Raw genomic sequence first — 18,779 nt, forward strand, 5'->3', positions numbered from 1 at the left:
CGACGCCGCGCTACAGCGTGGCGAAGGCCTTTGTCGCGGTCTCGGCATTACGCCGGGCGCGGTTGCTGGCATGCAGCGCAAGCTGGGCGGCGCCGGCATGGAACTGGGAAAAGGTGACGCGGCGGGAATCGTGGGTGGCGATGGTGATGCCGCGCCAGTTGGGACGCACCGCGCGCACATCCGACCAGGCCAGGCTGGTGACGCGGCCCAGCGCCGAGCGGTGCTCCACCAGTTGGTGGTTCCAGCGTACCCGGGTGAACAAGCCGCCCAGGCCGATGCCGAGCGCTCCGCCCCCGAGCAGTAGCGCCGCGAGGAAGCTGGCAATCATCTGCGTGGCCGGGACATGCTTGCTGCTGCCGATGACGATCACCGCCGACATGAGCACGATCGCCAGGGCCGCAGCGCCGTAGCAGGCGAAATATTCAACCGGGGCCGGGCGGAGTTCGGACCAGCCGTCGACATGCACCGCCTCCTCGCTCTGCAACAGGCGCAGCGCCAGAAAGGCAGCGTAGCCAAAAGCGACTACGCCGGCGGCGCGGGCCAGCGGCAGGCCGGCGGCAAAGGGGACATATTTGAGAAGAAGAAGAAGTCCGATAATCGTCAGTGGCACAGCCACTTCCTGCCAGCGCAAAGGCACTACTGCTCTCCAATATCTGCGGCCGGTGACGCGGGACGGCGATGTGGATGCACGAATCTTAGCAAGGTAAAGTGATTTGGCTATTGAGAATTTCGCGCCGCTCGCCAATCGGTGTGCTGCCGCGGCGCAAAAGGCACAATGGCAATGCTGCCGGCCACGTGGCATGTTGAGTCAGCTACCGGCCTCAAGTATCTGAAAATCATACTGAAACGACGTCATGCCCAGGGGCGGCGCTTCCCGAAATGCCCGATCCTGCTGACACCGGCTGTCATGGCATTGTGATGGCCTGGGCCATCCAGAGGTGGAGACCACAGCCATGACGCCTGCCATTGCCGAGGCATTTGCCCGCTATCCGGACGCGACGAAAGCGGAATTGCTGAGCCTGCGGACGCTGATCCTCGACACGGCGGCGGGCATGCCGGGCGTTGGCGCACTGGAAGAGACGCTGAAATGGGGCCAGGTGAGCTACCTGACGACCCAGAGCGGCAGCGGCACGACGATCCGCATCGATCACGACCGGCTCAGCGGACGGCCTGCCCTCTATGTGAACTGCAAGACCGATCTGGTGAGCCGCTACCGGGCGCTCTATCCGGACGCGTTCGGCTACCAGGGCGATCGGGCCGTGGTCTTGTCCGCCGGGGCCGATGCCGACGCGTTGCGACATGTGGTGGCGCTGGCGCTAACCTATCATGCGGCCAAGAAGACCGGCGGGCGGCCATAAAAAAACGGGGCGGCCTGAGCCACCCCGTTCGCCTCAAAACTGTCGCCGCGTCAGATCTGCGGCTTGCGCTTGGCCTTATGGTCCTTCTTGACCGGCTTGCTGCCGTCAGCAGGCTTGGCGGCCCATTTGGGCTTGCCCTTGTCCTTGCTCGGCGGCGCCTTGGTCACCTTGGGCGCGCGCGGCTTGTCATAGTCGGGCTTGGGCGGGCGCGGCTTGTCGGCATCTGGGCTCCAGCCAGTGCTTGGCGGGGCCTCGAGATCGTCGGGCCGCAGGCCTGCCGAACCGTAGCGCGCCTGGCGATCGGCCCGCTCCGGACGCGGCGCATCGGGATCGTAGCGTTCCACCGGACCGGGCGGGCGGCGCTGCGAGGGCGGTGGGCCAGCCGGACGCTCGCCGGGGCCATCGACCGCGGTGATGGTGACACCGCGTTCGCCAGAACCATTCTTGGTGATGCTGCGCAGGAAGGCGTCGGCCTTGGGCGCGGCCACCTCGAAGATGGATTCGGTGTCAAAGATGCGGATCGAGCCGATGGCCGTCTTGGTGACGTCGCCGGCCTTGCACAGCATGGGCAGGATCCAGCGCGGTTCGGCGCGCTGCTTGCGGCCGACATTGACCTTGAACCAGGTGCCGCCTTCGAAGCGTTCGCGGCTGCGGGGGTCGCTGTCGCCGGGCTTGCCGGCAACCGGGTTCTCGGTGACGTCCTCAGGGGAGGGACGCGAGGCCAGCTGCTGGCGCAGATAGGCGGCGGCAATGGCTTCGACCGAATGGCGCGCCATCAGCTGTGCGACGAATTCGATCTCTTCCTCGCCCGCAGGCGGGGCCAGCGCGGCTGCGCTCAGAATGCCTTCGCGATAACGGGCATCGATCTCTGCAGCGGTGGGCGGCGCCATATTGGTGACGTCGAGCTTGGCGGTGCGCAGGATGCGCTGGGCCACGGCGCGGCGGTGCATCGGGGTGATGATGACGCAGGTGCCCTTGCGCCCTGCCCGGCCGGTGCGGCCAGAACGGTGCAGCAGCGTATCGGGATTGGTGGGCAGATCGGCGTGGATCACCAGATCAAGATTGGGCAGATCGATGCCGCGGGCGGCAACGTCTGTGGCGACGCAGATGCGGGCACGGCCATCACGCATGGACTGCAGCGCATTGGTGCGCTCGGCCTGGCTGAGTTCACCCGATAGGGTCACCACGTCGAAGCCGCGATTGTGCAGCCGGGCGGAGAGATGCTTGACGCCTTCACGGGTCGAGGCAAAGACGATCGTATTGGCAGCTTCAAAGAACAGCAGCGTGTTGATGATGGCGTTCTCGCGCTCATTGGCGGGCACCAGCATCAGCTTGTAATCGATATCGGCATGCTGCTCGCCACCGCTGGTGGCGGCGACGCGCAGGGCATTGCGCTGGAAGGTCTTGGCCAGCTGGGCGATGGGCTTGGGGACGGTCGCGGAGAACAGCAGGGTGCGGCGATCCTCGGGGGCGGCGTCGAGGATGAATTCGAGATCCTCGCGGAAGCCCAGATCGAGCATTTCGTCGGCCTCGTCGAGCACGACGGCACGGAGCGCCGACATGTCGAGCGCGCCACGGGTGATGTGATCGCGCAGGCGGCCCGGGGTGCCGACGACAAAGTGCACGCCCCGCTCAAGCGCGCGACGCTCGGTGCGGGCATCCATGCCGCCGACGCAGGTGGCCATGCGGGCGCCGGTTTCGGCGTAGAGCCATTCGAGCTCGCGCTGGACCTGGAGGGCCAGCTCACGGGTCGGGGCGATGAGCAGTGCCAGCGGGGCGCCGGTTTCGGTGAAGCGTTCGGCGTCGCCCAGCAGGGTGGCGGCGATGGCCATGCCGAAGGCGACGGTCTTGCCGGAGCCGGTCTGGGCGGAGACGAGCAGGTCGCGGCCGGCGGTCTCATCTTCGATGATGGCCGACTGCACGGGGGTCAGGGTCTCGTAACCCTTGGCGGCGAGGGCACGAGCGAGCGGGGGAGAAATGGTTTCAGGCAGGGACAATGGGTATCTTTCGGATGGGGTGAGAACCCCCACCCGGGCCTCCCCTTGATCGTCGGGAGGGCGGCAAGGAGTTCTGAAGTCGGTGCAGTATAGCACAAACAAGCAAAAAAGGCCGCCCGGCGGGCGACCCAAGGATTAGTGCGCGTTGCGAGGCCGGTCCGGCCCGTCGCAAGGCTCAGGGCGTTCGCCCCTCAAATCGCTCCACCGGAGCGATCAGCCGGCTGGCAGAGCGCCAGCCGTCGGGCCTTAGCCAACGATTTCGTCGTCGTTGAAGAAGTACTTGATCTCTTCGGCAGCGGTCTCGGGGGCGTCGGAGCCGTGCACCGAGTTCTCGCCGATCGAGAGGGCGAATTCCTTGCGGATGGTGCCGACAGCGGCATTTTCCGGGTTGGTAGCGCCCATGACTTCACGGTTCTTGAGAATGGCGTTTTCGCCCTCGAGCACCTGAACGACGACGGGCGAAGCGATCATCTGCTCGACCAGTTCGCCAAAGAAGGGGCGTTCCTTATGGACAGCGTAGAAGCCTTCGGCCTGGGCGCGCGTCATGTGGATCTTCTTGAGGGCGATCGGGCGGAGACCGGCTTCCTCGAACTTAGCGACGATCTTGCCGATCAGGTTGCGACGGACGGCATCGGGCTTGATAATGGAGAAGGTGCGTTCGAGCGCCATGGGTAGATCCTTGAATGGGTCTGGGAGGGAATTCTGGCGCCTTGTAACGGGAGAGTCTGACGGAGGCAAGACGGGCAGTTCGTCCCGCTGCCCCGTAAAGGCGGGTCAGTTGTCGACGCGTTCGCTCTGGCTGGCGATGGTCGTGCCATCCGGACCCACCAGGGTTACCGTCACATGAGTGACCGTTTCGTCGGCAGAGACGGCCTGGTCGACTTCGATTTCCTTGGCCTGCATGGTGCAGACTTCGGCAGTGCTGGTTACCGAGAAGGTGAGGGCCAAATTGCCGTCGACGACTTCACCCAGTCCCGCCGGTCCTACGGTTTCGCAGGCGCCACCGGTATATTCAAACCCGATAAGCACCTGATTGGCGTTGAGCCGGTCAGCGTCGAGATCGTCAAACTGCTGGCTGGCTTGGGCGAGCGCAGCAGCGGGCAGCAGAAACAAGGTGGCGAGGGCTAGTCTAGTCTGGCGCATGGTTATCCCTTTGGCTGTCTCCAAAGTAGCGCACGAATGCCCAAATGGTTGCATGCAGGGCCAGGCCAGAGCAGCCATGCCGGAATGCCGGTTGCCTTCGCGGTCACATGACCTTATCCAGCGACAAAGACTTTTTGTTGCGGGTACGGGTGCGGCTTGAGCCGAGCGAACGCTTGCCCTGCCCTTTCCATAGATTGCCGCTGCCATGCTCTCGATCAACAACCTTACCTATCGCATTCAGGGTCGCGAACTGTTCGAGGACGCCTCGGTGGTGTTGCCGACCGGTTCCAAGACCGGTTTTGTGGGCAAGAACGGCACGGGCAAGACCACGCTGTTCCACCTGATCCAGGAGCATATCCATCCGGATGCGGGCAATATCGAACTGGTCAAGAAGGCGCGGATCGGCGCGGTGGCGCAGGAAGCGCCCGCCGGCAACGAGACCGTGCTCGAAGTGGTGATGTCGGCCGACAAGGAGCGCACGGCGCTGATGGCCGAGGCCGAGACGGCCACCGACCCGGACCGGATCGGCGAGATCTATATTCGCCTGGCCGATATCGACGCCTATACGGCCGAGGCGCGCGCTGCCACGATCCTGCAGGGCCTGGGCTTCGAACAGGACCGGCAGAACTCGCCGACGCACGAACTCAGCGGGGGCTGGCGCATGCGCGTGGCGCTGGCCGGCGTGCTGTTCAGCCAGCCCGACCTGCTGCTGCTCGACGAGCCGACCAACTATCTCGATCTGGAAGGCACGCTGTGGCTGGAGCGGTATCTGGCGACCTATCCCTATACCGTGTTCATGATCAGCCATGATCGCGACCTGCTCAACAAGTCGGTGAACTCGATCATCCATCTCGAGCATCGCAAGCTGACATTCTACAAGGGCAATTACGACACGTTCGAAAGTACGCGTCGCATGCAGATGGAACTCAACAACAAGGGCCGCGAGAAATCGCTGGACCAGATCGCCCATATGCAGAAGTTCGTCGACCGCTTCGGCGCCTCGGCGACCAAGGCCAAGCAGGCCCAGGCGCGCATGAAGATGATCGCCAAGCTCAAGCCGCCGGCGGCGATGTTCGACGAATATTCGGCGCCCTTCACCTTCCAGCAGCCCAAGACCGAGCAGGCGACGCCGATGATCTCGATGGATGGGGCGTCGGCGGGCTATGGCGACAAGACCATTCTGCGCCACATGAACATGCGCATCGACCCAGGCGACCGCATCGCGCTGATCGGCGTCAACGGCAATGGCAAGTCGACCTTTGCCAAGCTGCTGGCCGGCGACATCAAGCCGATGAGCGGCAGCGTCAACAAGGGCAAGAAGCTGGAAATCGCGCATTTCGCGCAGCACCAGATGGACAAGCTCAAGCCGGAATGGACACCGTTCGAGCATATCGTCGACATCATGCCGACCGACAGCGAATCCAAGCGGCGCTCGCGGCTGAGCCAGATGGGCCTCACCAAATCGCGCATGGATACGCTGGCCAAGAATTTGAGCGGCGGCGAACGCGCCCGCCTGCTGATGGGCCTGATCACCTTTTCGGGCCCGGGCATGATGATCCTGGACGAGCCGACCAACCATCTCGACATCGACAGCCGCGATGCGCTGGTGCATGCGCTCAACGATTATGAAGGCGCCGTGCTGATCATCAGCCATGACCGCCACCTGATCGAGGCGACCTGCGACACGCTGTGGATCGCGGAGGGCGGCACCATTCGCGTGCTGGACGAGGATCTGGACAGCTACCAGAACTCGATCACCTCGGCCAAGGAAGGCAAGGGCGGCACCAAGGCCGAGCGCAAGGCCAACAAGCAGGAAGCCGCCGCGCGCCGCGCCGAGATTGCACCGATCAAGAGCGCCATTAAGGATGCGGAAACCAAGATTGCCCGTTTGAAGCGGGAAATCGACAAAATTGATGCCCAGCTCGCCGACCCAAAAGTCTACAACGGCGATCCAGGCCAGGTGATCACCCTGGGCAAGGACAAGGCACGCTATGGCACCGACCTTGAGCGCACCGAAGAAGAGTGGCTGGCGCTGAGCGCCGAGCTGGAGACCGCTGAACAGGCATGATCAAGCTGACCGCCCAGGATGTCATCTTTACCCTCGGCTTGCAGCGGCATCCCGAAGGCGGCTGGTACGCGCAGACCTTCGAAGACGCCGCCGAGGTCGACGGTAGGGCACGCTCGACGGCGATCTATTACCTGCTCGAAGCGGGCGAGGTTTCGGCCTGGCATCGCGTCGATGCCGTGGAGGTCTGGCACTTCTATACCGGCGCGCCGCTCAAGCTGCGAATTTCCGATGGCGCCAACGTGGATTCCTTCGTGCTGGGCGCCGACATCGAGGCCGGCCAGAGGCCGCAGCTGGTGGTGCCACCGGCGGCCTGGCAATCGGGCCAGAGCATGGGCGCGTGGACACTGGTGGGCTGCACCGTGACCCCGGGCTTCCAGTTCGCCGGCTTCGAGCTGGCGCCTCCCGGCTGGGAACCCGGCCAGCCCTAGAGCGGCGGGGCGCCCTGCCCCGGATCGTAACGACAATCAGACATCCGCGCGGACAAATGGCGCCAATACTGATACCACGCACCAGCCGCCATGCTGGCGCGGGGGAAATCAAGATGACGACGCCGACTGCATTGTTGATCGCGACCGCCATGGCCGCCTTGTTGAGCCTGCCGGTGCAGGCGCAAGATCTGGATGACACGCAGATTGCCGAGGCCATGGACTTTGCCATGCATGATGCGGTGTTCACGATGTATCACGAGATCGGCCACATGCTGGTGGGCGAACTGAGCCTGCCGGTGCTGGGCAAGGAAGAGGATGCCGCCGACGCGCTGGCCACGATCATGCTGCTGCTCGATGACACCGATGAAGACAGCTACAATGCCCTGATCGACAGTGCCGACGGCTGGTACTTCAATGCGGTCAAATCCACCGGCGAGGGCGTGGACGCGCTGTCCTACTATTCGGACCATAGCCTGGATATCCAGCGCGCCTATGCCATGGTTTGCATGATGGTGGGCAAGGACCCGGAGGCTTTTGCCCAGACGGCGGACGCCTATGAGCTGGATGCCGATCGGCGCGAAAGCTGCGGCTATACCTTTGCGCAGGCGGCGTCGGCCTGGGCAACGCTGCTAGCCCCGCACGAAGTGACCGACGCGCCGGGGGCCGAGATTACGGTGACCTATGAGGACGCCGGAGACTATGAGGTGTTTGCCGAAGCGCTCAAGGAGCGACAGGTGCTGGAACGCGCCGCCGCGCTGATCCGCGAGAGCTATGTGCTGCCGGGCCCGGTGACCTTCACCGCCACGCTATGCGGTGAGGCCAATGCCTATTACAGCCCGAGCGAAAGCGCGGTTACCTATTGCTACGAGCTGGCCGATTCCATGTTCGCGCTCTACGTCAACGACATCCTGCCCCTGGCGGAGTCCGAGGCTGACGCGGAAACGGCTGACAGCACGGTGCGGGCAGAAGGCGACGCGCCGCTGCAGGACCTGGTCGGCCGCTGGAGCGATGCCAAGCCGGCGGCTAACTGAAGCCGACATAGCGGCCGGGCTTGTGGTTGAAGCCGATGATCAGGTTGAGCACCAGGGCGCCCAGGATGGAATAGAGCACCCGATCGAGCGGCAGCACGAAGAAGGCAGCGAGCAGGATGACGGCGTCCACGGCGAGCTGGAAATAGCCGGCCCGGATGCCGAAATTGTCCTGCAGATAGAGCGCCAGGATGTTGATGCCGCCCACGCTGGCCTTATGGCGAAACAGCGAGAGAATGCCCAGACCCATCAGGCCACCGCCGAGCAGCGCCGCATAGAGCGGCTGGATGGACGCGATATCGAGCCAGTCGGGGATATGCGCCGTGAAGAACGAGACCAGGCCGACACAGGCAAAGGTCTTGATGGCGAAGGGCCAGCCCATGCGCAGCACAGCCAGCACGTAGAAGGGCAGATTGATGGCAAAGAACAGCCAGCCAAACGGGATGCCGGTGCCATATTGCAGCAGCAGGGCCAGACCAGCCGTGCTGCCGGTGGTGAGCGTGGCCTCGGCGTAGAGGACGATGCCCAGCGAGACCAGCATGGTGCCGATCAGCATGGCAAAGAGGTCCTCGTGCAGCAGGTGGCGGCTGGGAGTCGAGAGGTCGGGGGTCATGCCTTCTTGTTCCAGCGGCCGTCGGCCTCCTGCTGCCAATAGGTCAGGTTGCCGCTGTCCTTGAGGGCGCGCCAGGCGAGGCGGGCCTCGGCGACGGCGTCGGGATCGTGGCCCGAGAACATATAGACCACGCGCTCATAGCCTTCGGTCGATTGCGGCACGGCGCGGTCGACAAAGAAGCGACAGGCGGCGCCATTGGGATTGTCGGTGGCGGTGGTGATCAGGATGGGCTGGAGGGGATCGGTTTCGGAACCGGCCAGGCCATGGGGCAGAAAGCTGTCATCGCGCCAGGTCCAGAGCTGGGCATCGAGCAGTTCGGCCCGCTCGGTGGAGCCGACTTCGACGACGGCCCGCCAGCCGCGCTCAAGCGTCTTTTCCAGCAATTGCGGCAAGACCGCTTCGAGCGGGCGAGTTTCGAGATGGTAAAACAAGACGTCAGTCATGACGTACCCTAGCGCTCGTAATTGTCCCGCACCAGCCGATCGAGCAGCGCGACGCCGAAGCCGGGGGCCCAGGAGGTGTTAACCTCATTGGCCTTGGTGCCGAAGGCGGTGCCGGCGATATCGAGATGGGCCCAGGGCACATCGTTGACGAAGCGCTGCAGGAACTGGGCGGCGGTGATGGAGCCGGCGGGACGACCGACGGAATTGCGGATATCGGCGAACTTGGATTCGATGAGCTTGTCATAGGCCGGCGAGAGCGGCATGCGCCAGAGCTTTTCATTGGCGCTGAGACCGGCGGCTAGCAGCCTTGTGGCCAGCTCGTCATTGTTGGAAAACAGGCCGGCATGCTCGTGGCCGAGCGCGACAATGATGGCGCCGGTGAGCGTCGCCAGATTGATCATGAATTTGGGCTTGAAGCGGTCCTGCGTGTACCAGAGCGCATCGGCCAGGACGAGACGGCCCTCGGCATCGGTATTGATGACCTCGATGGTGGTGCCGCTCATGGCCTTGACGATATCGCCGGGACGCACGGCCCCGCCCGAGGGCATGTTTTCCACCAGGCCGATGACGCCGACGACGTTGACCGGGGCCTTGCGAGTGGCCAAAGCACACATCAGGCCCGTGACGGCAGCGGCGCCACCCATGTCACCCTTCATGTCTTCCATATTGGCGGCCGGCTTGATGGAAATGCCACCAGTGTCGAAGACCACGCCCTTGCCGACAAAGGCCAGCGGCGCCGCATCTGGATCGCCGCCGCGCCACTGCATGACCACCACACGGGCCGGCCGGTCGGATCCCTGGGCGACGCAGAGCAGCGAGCCCATGCCGAGCGCTTCCAATGCTGCGGGTTCAAGAATTTCGATCTCGACGCCCAAAGCGGCGAGTTCGGCAGCGCGGGCGGCAAATTCCACCGGGCCCAGCACATTGGCCGGCTCATTGATCAGGTCGCGGGCGAGCAATGTGCCATCAACCGTGGCGCCCCGGTCGGCAATGGCCAGATCGACGGCGGCCGGATCGGCAACATGCAGGGTGATGGCGAGATTGGCAGGGCCGTCATCGGACCGCACGGATTTGTATTTGTCGAAGCGATAGTGGCGCAGGCGCAGGCCGGCGGCCAGTTCGGCCACGGCTGCCGGCGTGGCGCCAGCTTCGTCGAGCACGACGGCGACGCTGTCAGCCTTGGTGGCGGCGATCTTGGCGAATAGCGAACCGCCCCGATCGGTCCAGCCATTCAGCGGCACCTCGTCCTGGGCATTGCCGCTGCCGAGCACCAGCACATGCATACCGCCCTGCCCGATGATATCGAGCGCCTGTCCCTGGCGTCCCTTGAAGGCGCCGGCAGCGCTGGCCTGCTTCCAGTCGAGGCCGGTGGCGGCCCAGGTAGTGGCAGCGGCCCCGGCAGGGGCGGCGGCTTCGGCAGCGTAGAGAACGATCAGCGGGGCGGAAACGCCCGAATGGGCAGAAGTGCGAATCTGGAGGGTCTGAGACATGAGGGCCTTGATGGGCGAGGAGGCGCGTAGGGCGCGAAAAATGCTGAGCCTACATTGATTTGTTTGGGCGGCGCGTCAATCCCGCAACAGGCTGGCGGGCAAATCGCACGGGGCCGTTTGAGCGCTTGTCTGGCCCGCCGAACTACCCCAAGGTCCAACCCATTGATCGGGACATAATTGCGGCACCTGGAGACGCTAGCCAGACGGTATGAAACGACTGACGGCTTATCTTGCGCGCCTGTTCGTCATCGATGCGGCGATCCTGTTCGGCGTGGTGTGTTTCCTGCTCTGGCTGGTCAACTGCCTGCGCTCGTTCGACGTTGTGTCGGTGAAGGGCCAGGGCGTCGTCACGCTGGCGCTGCAGGGACTGCTGACCCTGCCGCCGCTGGCGGTGTCGTTCTTCTATGTCTGCATCGGCATTGGCCTGGTACGGGCGCTGCAGGCCCTGCAAAGCAATCGCGAACTGCACATCATCCATACCAGCGGCGGCCTGAGTTCGCTCTGGAAAGCCACGGCAATCGTGGCCGGCGCGGGCGTGGTGGGGGTGCTGCTGCTGTCCAACTTCATCGAACCGGAAGCCAATCGCCGCCTCAACGTGCTGAGCGCCAGCGTGGCAGCCGACGTGGTGAGTTCCACGCTGAAGCCGCAACGATTTACCCAAGTGACACCCGGCGTGGTGATGCTGATCGGCGGCCGGTCGGGCGACGGGGAAATCCAGCAGTTCTTCGCCGACGACCGGCGCGATCCGGCAACCCGGCGCACCTATGTTGCCGAGTCGGCGCGGGTATCGACCGATGGCGACAACTATATCCTCGAGTTGCGCGACGGTTCGCTGCAAAACACGGCCGCGGATGGCCGGTTCTCCGAGGTCACCTTTGCCCGCTATGACGTCAATGTGGATCGTTTTTCGCAGCCGGTCGGCCAAAGCGACGGGCTTTATCAAACAGACAGCCTGACGCTGGTGCGCGCCGCGATGGCGACCGGCGTCTGGTCGCCGGAACTGCTGATGGTGCTGGGCAACCGCGCTGCAGAGGGCCTGCGCGTCATCGGTATCTGCATGCTGGTACTGGCCATGGCCGGCTTTCCGAACGGCCGCCGACCGCGCTTCAACCTTCCCCTGGAAGCGGTGGTGCTGCTGATCGCGTTCGGCGAGCGGGGCCTCAGCGCCTATAGTCCGCTGGGTCCGTCGACCGGCGCCCTGGCCATGATCATGATCGGCGGCGGTGCGCTGCTGATACTGAGCTGGCCGCGCCGGCTGCAGGGAGTGGCGGCATGACCCGGATCGACTGGCTGGTGCTGAACCGACTGGGCAGCCGGATCGGGGTCACGGTGCTGATCTTTTACGGCATCATCATGCTGGCGGAATCGCTGGACACCTGGCGCTTCAACTTCGTCGCTGACAATTACGGACTGCCGATGGCGGCGCTGATGGTGGCCATGAGCGCGGTACGCTGGACGATCAAAACGCTGCCGGTCACCGTGTTGATGGGCGCAATCCTGGGTTTTCTCGACCTCAAGGCGCGCCATGAGCTGACCGTGATCCAGTCGAGTGGGATCTCGATCTGGCGGGCGGTACGGGCGCCGACGATTGCCCTGGCCGTGCTGAGCCTGGCGATTGCGCTGGGCGGGGAAACCGCCAGCACGATGGTCAATCGCGGGCTCTATCCGACCCCGCCGGGCCAGGCGAGCCTGCAGACACCGGCAGGGGAAATCTGGCTGGAGCAGCGCAGCGGCGATACGCATTACCTGATGATGGCGACAGGCATGCAGCCGGGCGGCGCGCTGCTGGGCAATGTCACCGTCTTTCCGCTCAGTGGCGGGGACGATACCCGCATCGAGGCGCCCGAGGCGCAGTTGCAGGCGGGCGAATGGCTGTTGCCGACGGCCGTGATCCGCAATGCCCACCAGGCGGCGCGAACGGTCTACAATTATCGCCTGCCAACCACCTCGAGCCCGGCCGAAATCAGCCTCAAGCTGGCCTCCACCGAAGACATGACGTTTTTCGAGCTGGCCGCCCTGCTGCGTGCCGGCGTGGCGGACGAATCGATCCGCAATGCGGCGACCATGCGCACGATAAAATTGCTAGCCCTGCCGCTGGTGCTGACGGGTTCGCTGTTCATTGCCTTTGCGTTTACCGCAGGTTATCGAAGGTCATCTAGTTATGGTCCGGCGGTCCTTTACGGGATCGTGCTGGGGTTTGTCGTGTTCGTGATTACCGAGATGGCCGACCGGGCTGGGTCGACCGGCGTTCTCGACCCTACGTTTGCGGCAGTCGGACCAGCATTTGTGGCCATCGTCATTGGCGTGACGGTACTGCTGCACAAGGAAGACGGGCGCGCGTGAGAAAATTGGGCTGGAGCGATTTATTGACGTCGGCGCTCCGCCTGGCCAGTGCCAGTGCGGTGGTGGCGATGCTCGCCGTCTCCGGCGTGGCTGCGCAGGGTCTGATTCCGGCAGACTTCTTCAACGCGCCGATCGACCCCAGTGCCCCTTCGGAAATTGCCGCCAATACGCTGAGTTTTGATCCGGAAGCCGATGTCATCCGGGCCAATGGCGATGTCGTGCTCAAGCGCGGCGGCTATACGCTGACGGGGCAGGATCTGGTCTATCAGCGCGCCAGCGGCGAACTGAAATTCACCGGCGCGGTGACCATTGAAGACCCTTCGGGCAATCTGACCGAAACCACTGACCTGCAGGTCAATGGCGGGATGAAACAGGCCTTTTTGGAGGCCATGACGATCACGACCTATGACGGCGCCCGGATCACGGCCGACAGCACCGACTATGACGAGGCGCTCGAGACCCTGCTGATCAATGCGACCTATGCGCCCTGCGGCGAATGCATCGACAGCAAGGGACGCCGCATCGGCTGGTCGATGCAGGCCAAACGGGTGATCTCGTCTTCGGATGGCTCGCTCTACATGGATCAACCCAACCTGTCGCTGCTGGGCGTACCGGTGGCGTGGCTGCCGTTTTTCTACATGCCCGATACCAGCGAGAGCGCCCTGTCGCGGATTCCCAAGCCCAGCTATGTCTATACCGAGAAGACCGGTCACACCCTAGCCTTCAACACAACCGTCTACTCCACCCCGTGGACCGATGTGGTGCTGACGCCGGCGCTGATGAGCCGGCAGGGGCTGCTGCTGGGCGCCGGCTGGGTGCAGCGGTTCGATGGCGGCTCGATCAGCGTCAAGGCGTCGGGGATCAATCAGCGCGATCCCGGCGCCTTCACCTTCAGCGAAGCGCAGCGCGCCTGGCGCGGGGCGATACAGACCAGCGCGAGCTTCCAGCCCATCGAGGACTGGACCGTGGGCATGAGCTATTCGGTATTTTCCGATGCGGCCTATCTGCCGGACTATACGCGGACAGACGACAAATCGTCGGTCAACGAGATCTATGCGACCAACCTGACCGACGACACCTATATCGACGCGCGGGTGCAGAGCTTTACCCAGCTGGGCGATGTCACGGCAGCCAGCCAGGGGCAACAGGGCGAGGCCCTGCCGACGGTGCGGTTCAACCACATCGAAGAGCTGGCTCCGGGTCAGGGCCGCATCGAGGTCAAGGGCAAGTTGCTCGGTGTGCATCGTGCCGTGAAGTCGACCACAAGCGCGGGCGGCGTGCCATATACCTTCGGGCAGGATGGCACCAAGCAGCACGCCAATGTCGAGATTGCCTGGCAGAACCAGTATATCGGCGGCGGCGGCTTCGTCTTTACGCCCTATATGGGTGTTCGCACCGATATGGCCTATTACGAAGACAGCAGCGCGGGCGGCCCGGGGCCAACAAGCCTGTTCAGCGCGACGCCCATTGCAGCGATGGATGTGCGCTACCCGATGGTGGCCAGCGATGGACAGACCGTGCATCTGATCGAACCGATCGCGCAACTGGTCTATCGCGGCAACAATACGACGGCGGTGGGCATCACCAATGATGACGCCCAGAGCTTTGTCTTCGATGACACCAACCTGTTCAGCTACAACCGGTTTTCCGGCGGCGACCGGCAGGAGACCGGGCTGCGCGCCAATGTGGGCGGCCGCTACCAGGTCAATTTCACGGGCGACAGCTATCTGGAGCTGATCGCCGGCCAGTCGCTCCAGCTGGCTGGACCGAATGCCTTTGCCGCGGCTGATGCGGCGCAGACGGCGGTGGGCAGCGGGCTGGACAGCAACGCCTCCTATACCGTGCTGGGCGCCTATGGCGCCTTCTCCCCGGGCATCAAGCTGGGCGGCAAGCTGCAGGTCGACACGGCCAAGCCGCGGGTGGCCCGGGCAGGTCTTGGGGCGAGCTTCGCCCTGGACGGCTATTCGGCCCTAGTCGACTACACCTATCTGGCTGCCAATCCGGCAGCGGGGGTGGTCAATGACCAGCACGAGATCGGTGCCGGGGTCGGTGTGCCGGTGGCCGATTACTGGACCATCAGCGCCAGCAGCTACTGGGACCTCAAGGCCAATAGCCTCGCCTCGATCGGCGGCGGCATCCAGTATGACGACGGTTATCTGATGATCGGCGCCAATGCCAACCGCACCGGACCGACCCATACCTCACCCAATGCGACCACGGTCACAGCCAGCTTTGCCATCAAGGCGCCGGCGGGTCTCAATCTGGGCTATACCCGCGACGTCACGCCGGGCCTCTAGCCGCCAAACCGGATTTTGGCCGCAATGTGCGGGCAATTGACAGCGAGGGTTTCCCGCCGCATGGAAGGCGGGCACAAGATTTCGAGGCAGAAGACGATGATGGCAAATGGTTTGTGGGGACGCGCAGTCGGCGCCCTAGTCGTTGGGATCGTACTCAGCGTGGCTGCCGCGATGCCGAGCCTGGCGCAAAGCGTCAAGGTTACCGTCAATGGCACACCGATCACCGACCTACAGATCTCGCAGCGGGTGAAGCTGTTTGCCCTTGAGGGCAATGGCGGCGGCACCAAGGGCGCCACCGAGCAGCTGATCGACGAGGCCATGCAGCTGAGCGAGGCCAAACGGCTGGGCATTTCGGTGTCCAATGCGCAGATCGACGATGCCTTCCTGCAGATCGCCCGCAACCTCAAGATGAATACCGACAATCTGCGGCAGCTGCTGCAGCAGCGCGGCATCAATATCGACACCCTCAAGGACCGGTTGCGGGCCGCCATTGCCTGGAATGCCGTGACCGAAATGGCCATCATGCCACAGGTGCAGATTTCCGAGCTGGACCTCGACCAGCAGGCCGCCAGCAAGGTGCAGGGCTATCAGGGCTTTGATTATATCCTCAAAGAAATCATCTTTGTTGGCCAGGGCTCAAGCGGCCGGACCGGCCAGGCCAACCAGTATCGCGGCGGCTTTGCCGGCTGCGACACCGCGGTCGACCTGTCGCTGAACTTCACCGATGCGGCCGTGGTCGATGTCGGTCGCCGCCACGCCACGCAGCTGCCCGAGGCCATCGCCAAGGAGCTGGCCGGGCTCAATGTCGGTGGCATCACCAAGCCGCGGGTCGTCGAAAACGGCGTATCCATGCTGGCGGTATGCGAGAAGACCCAGGCCGAAGACCTGACCTTCATCAAGAGCGAGCTGCGCTCGGAAGCCGGCGACAGCGCGCTGGGCGGCCAGACGGCCACCTATCTTGAAGACCTGCGCAAGCGCACCAAAATCATCTACAATTAAGCTGCGGGCCCGCCAGTCGGGCCTGCATCCGATCCGCCGTGGGGGCCGATATGCACAAGCCGCTGGCCATCAGCATGGGCGAGCCGGCCGGCGTCGGCCCTGATATCGCGCTGCAGCTCTATGCGCGGCGCGCTGAACTCAAGCTTCCCGCCTTCTGCCTGTTTGGCCATGCCGACTTCCTGGCGGCGCGGGCGGCCCGTCTGGGCCTCGACATCGCCTTCGCCCCCGTCGGGCCCGAAGGCGCCGTGGCGGCCTTTGCCGAGGCGCTGCCGATAGCGGCCATTGACGGCAATGTGCCCGACCAGCCCGGGCAAACGTCGGCCCTATCGGGCCATGTGGTCATTGCCAGTATCGAAGCGGCCGTGGCGGCGACCCTCAGGGGGAGTTGCCGGGCGCTGGTAACCGGCCCCATTCACAAGGCCGCGCTCTACCAGGCCGGCTTCAAGCATCCCGGCCATACCGAATTCCTGGCGGCGCTCTGCGCCCAGGGCGGCAAAGCCAGGCTGCCGGTGATGATGCTGGCGCATGGCGGGCTGCGCGCGGTGCCGGTGACCATCCATGTGCCGATCCGCGACGTGCCGGGCCTGCTCACCAAGACGCTGATCGTGGAGACGGTGCGCGTGGTGGCGCATGACCTGCGGCAGCGCTTCGGCATTGCCAATCCGCAGATCGCGGTGGCCGGGCTCAACCCGCATGCAGGCGAAGGCGGCAGCATTGGCCGCGAGGATCTCGAGATCGTCGGACCGGCCGTGGTGCAGCTGCAGTTCGAGGGCCTGGGGGTAACCGGGCCGGTGCCGGCCGATACGCTGTTCTACCCGCCGCACTGGGCGCAATATGATGCCGTGGTGGCGATGTATCACGACCAGGCGCTGATCCCGATCAAGACGGTGGCCTTCGAAGATGCCGTCAATGTCACGCTGGGCCTGCCCATCGTGCGCACCTCTCCGGACCACGGCACGGCCTTCGACCTGGCCGGTACCGGGCGGGCCTCCCCCAAGAGTTTCCTCGCCGCCATCGAAATGGCGGACGCAATGACGGCGAACCAATGAGCCAAATCGACAATCTGCCGCCGCTCCGCGAGGTCATCGCGGAGCATGGCCTGCGTGCCAAGAAGGAACTGGGGCAGAACTTCCTGCTCGACCTGAACCTGACGGCGCGGATCGCGCGCGTGGGCGGCTCGCTGGAGGGCGTTCGCGTCATCGAGGTGGGTCCGGGCCCAGGCGGCCTGACCCGTGCGCTGCTGGCCGAGGGGGCGCGCGAGGTGATTGCCATCGAGCGCGATGCGCGCGCCCTGCCCGCGCTGGCGCAGATTGCCGAAGCCTATCCGGGCCGGCTGACCGTGATCAGCGGCGATGCGCTGGAGATGGACTACCGGACGCTGGCAGACGGGCCGACGCGGATCATTGCCAACCTGCCTTACAATATCGCCACGCCGCTGCTGACGGGCTGGCTGACGCTGGACCCGTGGCCGTCTTTCTTCGAGAGCCTGACGCTGATGTTCCAGCGCGAAGTGGCCGAGCGCATCTGTGCCCAGCCGAGCGAGGATCCCTATGGCCGGCTCGGGGTGCTGGCGGGCTGGCGCAGCGACGCGCGCATGGCGTTCAATGTCAGCCGCGAGGCCTTCGTCCCCTCCCCCAATGTCACCTCCACCGTGGTGCACCTGGTGCCCAAGGCGGTCGATGCGGACATTGCGGTCAAGCATGTCGAGCAGATCACCAAGGCCGCGTTCGGCCAGCGGCGCAAGATGGTGCGGCAGAGCCTGAAAGCCACCGGCGTGCCGGTGGAGGGACTGCTGGCCGCGGCCGGCATTACCGGCAGCGAGCGGGCCGAAGACCTGCCGATCGCGGTGTTTTTGGCGATGGCGCGCGCCCTGCCCGAGCTGCGGCGGGCGCAGGGCCAGGGCTGACCTATAGAGTCAAGACGCTATCAGAATGAGTCGATCTGGCTCTGCAAGTCACTGACAAAGCTAGTCAAATTCAGCTGGCGCTGGCGCTGCAGGCGGGCCGAGGCGAGAATGGTGCGGACGCGCTGGGTGGAGACTTCCAGGTCCTCATTGACGAGGACATAGTCATATTCGGAGAAGTGCTCCATCTCGATGCGGGCATTGCGCAAACGGGTCTCGATGGTGCCGACGCTGTCCTGGGCGCGGCGTTCCAGCCGGGCGCGCAGCTCCTTGATCGAGGGCGGCAGAATGAACACGGTGACCATGTCCTTACGGCTGTTGCGATAGAGCTGCAGCGTGCCCTGATAGTCGACATCGAACAGGATATCGTTGCCGGCAGCCAGCTGTTCTTCGACATGGGCGCGCGGCGTACCGTAGAAGTTGCCGTGCACTTCGGCCGATTCCAGCATTTCGCCATCGGCCTGCATGCGCTTGAAGGTAGCGACGTCGACGAAGTGATAGTGCTTGCCATCGACCTCGTCGGTGCGGCGCGCCCTTGTGGTGGCCGAGACCGACAGGCGAATATTGGGATCGGCACCGAACAGGGCGCGGGAAATAGACGATTTGCCGGCGCCCGAAGGCGAGGCAATCACCAGCATGACGCCACGACGCTGAAACTCCATCAGCCGA

The 18,779-nt window shown here is 64.4% G+C and carries 18 protein-coding genes; 10 read left to right on the forward strand and 8 right to left on the reverse strand.

The window, feature by feature from the left end:
• Positions 1-10: 10 nt before the first annotated feature.
• Complete coding sequence (locus AC4NN3_RS05885) at positions 11-610, reverse strand: hypothetical protein (protein WP_491926150.1); 600 nt, start codon at positions 608-610, stop codon at positions 11-13.
• A gap of 343 nt (positions 611-953) precedes the next feature.
• Here AC4NN3_RS05885 and AC4NN3_RS05890 point away from each other — a divergent pair, with 343 nt between their 5' ends.
• On the forward strand, positions 954-1,358 hold the full coding sequence (locus AC4NN3_RS05890) for a DUF1801 domain-containing protein (protein ID WP_491926151.1): 405 nt from the start codon (positions 954-956) through the stop codon (positions 1,356-1,358).
• Between the two features lie 50 nt (positions 1,359-1,408).
• Here the strand turns inward: AC4NN3_RS05890 and AC4NN3_RS05895 are convergent, their stop codons facing one another.
• The 3 genes from AC4NN3_RS05895 to AC4NN3_RS05905 form a co-directional block, all read right to left on the reverse strand.
• Positions 1,409-3,355: a DEAD/DEAH box helicase gene (locus AC4NN3_RS05895; RefSeq protein ID WP_491926152.1), complete on the reverse strand. Its 1,947-nt coding sequence runs from the start codon at positions 3,353-3,355 to the stop codon at positions 1,409-1,411.
• A gap of 246 nt (positions 3,356-3,601) precedes the next feature.
• Positions 3,602-4,024 (reverse strand): nucleoside-diphosphate kinase, encoded by a 423-nt coding sequence (gene ndk / locus AC4NN3_RS05900; protein ID WP_491926153.1) that lies wholly within the window; start codon positions 4,022-4,024, stop codon positions 3,602-3,604.
• Positions 4,025-4,129: 105 nt separating this feature from the next.
• Positions 4,130-4,498, reverse strand: coding sequence for a hypothetical protein (locus AC4NN3_RS05905; protein WP_491926154.1), 369 nt, complete (start codon positions 4,496-4,498; stop codon positions 4,130-4,132).
• 205 nt (positions 4,499-4,703) lie between these two features.
• On the opposite strand from AC4NN3_RS05905, the gene AC4NN3_RS05910 reads away from it, so the two are divergent.
• From AC4NN3_RS05910 to AC4NN3_RS05920, 3 genes are all read left to right on the forward strand, one after another.
• Positions 4,704-6,566: an ABC-F family ATP-binding cassette domain-containing protein gene (locus AC4NN3_RS05910; protein WP_491926155.1), complete on the forward strand. Its 1,863-nt coding sequence runs from the start codon at positions 4,704-4,706 to the stop codon at positions 6,564-6,566.
• A complete protein-coding gene (locus AC4NN3_RS05915; RefSeq protein WP_491926156.1) occupies positions 6,563-6,994 on the forward strand; it encodes a cupin domain-containing protein in 432 nt (143 codons plus the stop codon). The genes AC4NN3_RS05910 and AC4NN3_RS05915 overlap by 4 nt, the downstream gene beginning before the upstream one ends.
• Positions 6,995-7,107: 113 nt before the next feature.
• Positions 7,108-8,025, forward strand: a complete 918-nt coding sequence (locus AC4NN3_RS05920; protein WP_491926157.1) for a DUF4344 domain-containing metallopeptidase — start codon at positions 7,108-7,110, stop codon at positions 8,023-8,025.
• Here AC4NN3_RS05920 and AC4NN3_RS05925 read toward each other — a convergent pair.
• Genes AC4NN3_RS05925 through AC4NN3_RS05935 form a run of 3 tightly spaced genes read right to left on the reverse strand, consistent with a single transcriptional unit; the run spans position 8,018 to position 10,568 of the window.
• Positions 8,018-8,635 carry a YitT family protein gene (locus tag AC4NN3_RS05925; RefSeq protein ID WP_491926158.1) on the reverse strand — a complete coding sequence of 206 codons (618 nt, stop codon included), beginning with the start codon at positions 8,633-8,635 and terminating at the stop codon, positions 8,018-8,020. The genes AC4NN3_RS05920 and AC4NN3_RS05925 overlap by 8 nt on opposite strands.
• Positions 8,632-9,078 carry a DNA polymerase III subunit chi gene (locus AC4NN3_RS05930; protein WP_491926159.1) on the reverse strand — a complete coding sequence of 149 codons (447 nt, stop codon included), beginning with the start codon at positions 9,076-9,078 and terminating at the stop codon, positions 8,632-8,634. The genes AC4NN3_RS05925 and AC4NN3_RS05930 overlap by 4 nt, the downstream gene beginning before the upstream one ends.
• 8 nt (positions 9,079-9,086) lie before the next feature.
• Positions 9,087-10,568, reverse strand: a complete 1,482-nt coding sequence (locus tag AC4NN3_RS05935; protein ID WP_491926160.1) for a leucyl aminopeptidase — start codon at positions 10,566-10,568, stop codon at positions 9,087-9,089.
• A 208-nt stretch (positions 10,569-10,776) separates the two neighbouring features.
• Between AC4NN3_RS05935 and AC4NN3_RS05940 the strand changes: the two genes are divergently transcribed.
• The 6 genes from AC4NN3_RS05940 (at position 10,777) to rsmA (ending at position 18,113) form a co-directional block, all read left to right on the forward strand.
• Complete coding sequence (locus tag AC4NN3_RS05940) at positions 10,777-11,844, forward strand: LptF/LptG family permease (RefSeq protein ID WP_491926161.1); 1,068 nt, start codon at positions 10,777-10,779, stop codon at positions 11,842-11,844.
• Positions 11,841-12,911: an LptF/LptG family permease gene (locus AC4NN3_RS05945; RefSeq protein ID WP_491926162.1), complete on the forward strand. Its 1,071-nt coding sequence runs from the start codon at positions 11,841-11,843 to the stop codon at positions 12,909-12,911. Before AC4NN3_RS05940 ends, AC4NN3_RS05945 begins: the two co-directional genes overlap by 4 nt.
• 23 nt (positions 12,912-12,934) lie before the next feature.
• On the forward strand, positions 12,935-15,208 hold the full coding sequence (locus tag AC4NN3_RS05950) for an LPS-assembly protein LptD (protein WP_491926163.1): 2,274 nt from the start codon (positions 12,935-12,937) through the stop codon (positions 15,206-15,208).
• A gap of 159 nt (positions 15,209-15,367) precedes the next feature.
• A complete protein-coding gene (locus tag AC4NN3_RS05955) occupies positions 15,368-16,207 on the forward strand; it encodes a peptidylprolyl isomerase (RefSeq protein ID WP_491926164.1) in 840 nt (279 codons plus the stop codon).
• Positions 16,208-16,257: 50 nt separating this feature from the next.
• Positions 16,258-17,256 (forward strand): 4-hydroxythreonine-4-phosphate dehydrogenase PdxA, encoded by a 999-nt coding sequence (pdxA, locus tag AC4NN3_RS05960; RefSeq protein ID WP_491926165.1) that lies wholly within the window; start codon positions 16,258-16,260, stop codon positions 17,254-17,256.
• On the forward strand, positions 17,253-18,113 hold the full coding sequence (gene rsmA, locus AC4NN3_RS05965; protein WP_193336355.1) for a 16S rRNA (adenine(1518)-N(6)/adenine(1519)-N(6))-dimethyltransferase RsmA: 861 nt from the start codon (positions 17,253-17,255) through the stop codon (positions 18,111-18,113). The genes pdxA and rsmA overlap by 4 nt, the downstream gene beginning before the upstream one ends.
• Before the next feature lie 20 nt (positions 18,114-18,133).
• Here the strand turns inward: rsmA and gmk are convergent, their stop codons facing one another.
• Positions 18,134-18,772: a guanylate kinase gene (gene gmk, locus AC4NN3_RS05970; RefSeq protein WP_491926166.1), complete on the reverse strand. Its 639-nt coding sequence runs from the start codon at positions 18,770-18,772 to the stop codon at positions 18,134-18,136.
• Between the last annotated feature and the right edge of the window lie 7 nt (positions 18,773-18,779).

The organism is Devosia sp. MDV22-iso42 (assembly GCF_058629155.1).

Coding starts and splice junctions, on each gene's coding strand:
- AC4NN3_RS05890 (WP_491926151.1), top strand. CDS start 954: ATGACGCCTGCCATTGCCGAGGCATTTGCCCGCTATCCGGACGCGACG.
- ndk (WP_491926153.1), bottom strand. CDS start 4,024: ATGGCGCTCGAACGCACCTTCTCCATTATCAAGCCCGATGCCGTCCGT.
- AC4NN3_RS05905 (WP_491926154.1), bottom strand. CDS start 4,498: ATGCGCCAGACTAGACTAGCCCTCGCCACCTTGTTTCTGCTGCCCGCT.
- AC4NN3_RS05910 (WP_491926155.1), top strand. CDS start 4,704: ATGCTCTCGATCAACAACCTTACCTATCGCATTCAGGGTCGCGAACTG.
- AC4NN3_RS05915 (WP_491926156.1), top strand. CDS start 6,563: ATGATCAAGCTGACCGCCCAGGATGTCATCTTTACCCTCGGCTTGCAG.
- AC4NN3_RS05920 (WP_491926157.1), top strand. CDS start 7,108: ATGACGACGCCGACTGCATTGTTGATCGCGACCGCCATGGCCGCCTTG.
- AC4NN3_RS05925 (WP_491926158.1), bottom strand. CDS start 8,635: ATGACCCCCGACCTCTCGACTCCCAGCCGCCACCTGCTGCACGAGGAC.
- AC4NN3_RS05930 (WP_491926159.1), bottom strand. CDS start 9,078: ATGACTGACGTCTTGTTTTACCATCTCGAAACTCGCCCGCTCGAAGCG.
- AC4NN3_RS05935 (WP_491926160.1), bottom strand. CDS start 10,568: ATGTCTCAGACCCTCCAGATTCGCACTTCTGCCCATTCGGGCGTTTCC.
- AC4NN3_RS05940 (WP_491926161.1), top strand. CDS start 10,777: ATGAAACGACTGACGGCTTATCTTGCGCGCCTGTTCGTCATCGATGCG.
- AC4NN3_RS05945 (WP_491926162.1), top strand. CDS start 11,841: ATGACCCGGATCGACTGGCTGGTGCTGAACCGACTGGGCAGCCGGATC.
- pdxA (WP_491926165.1), top strand. CDS start 16,258: ATGCACAAGCCGCTGGCCATCAGCATGGGCGAGCCGGCCGGCGTCGGC.
- rsmA (WP_193336355.1), top strand. CDS start 17,253: ATGAGCCAAATCGACAATCTGCCGCCGCTCCGCGAGGTCATCGCGGAG.
- gmk (WP_491926166.1), bottom strand. CDS start 18,772: ATGGAGTTTCAGCGTCGTGGCGTCATGCTGGTGATTGCCTCGCCTTCG.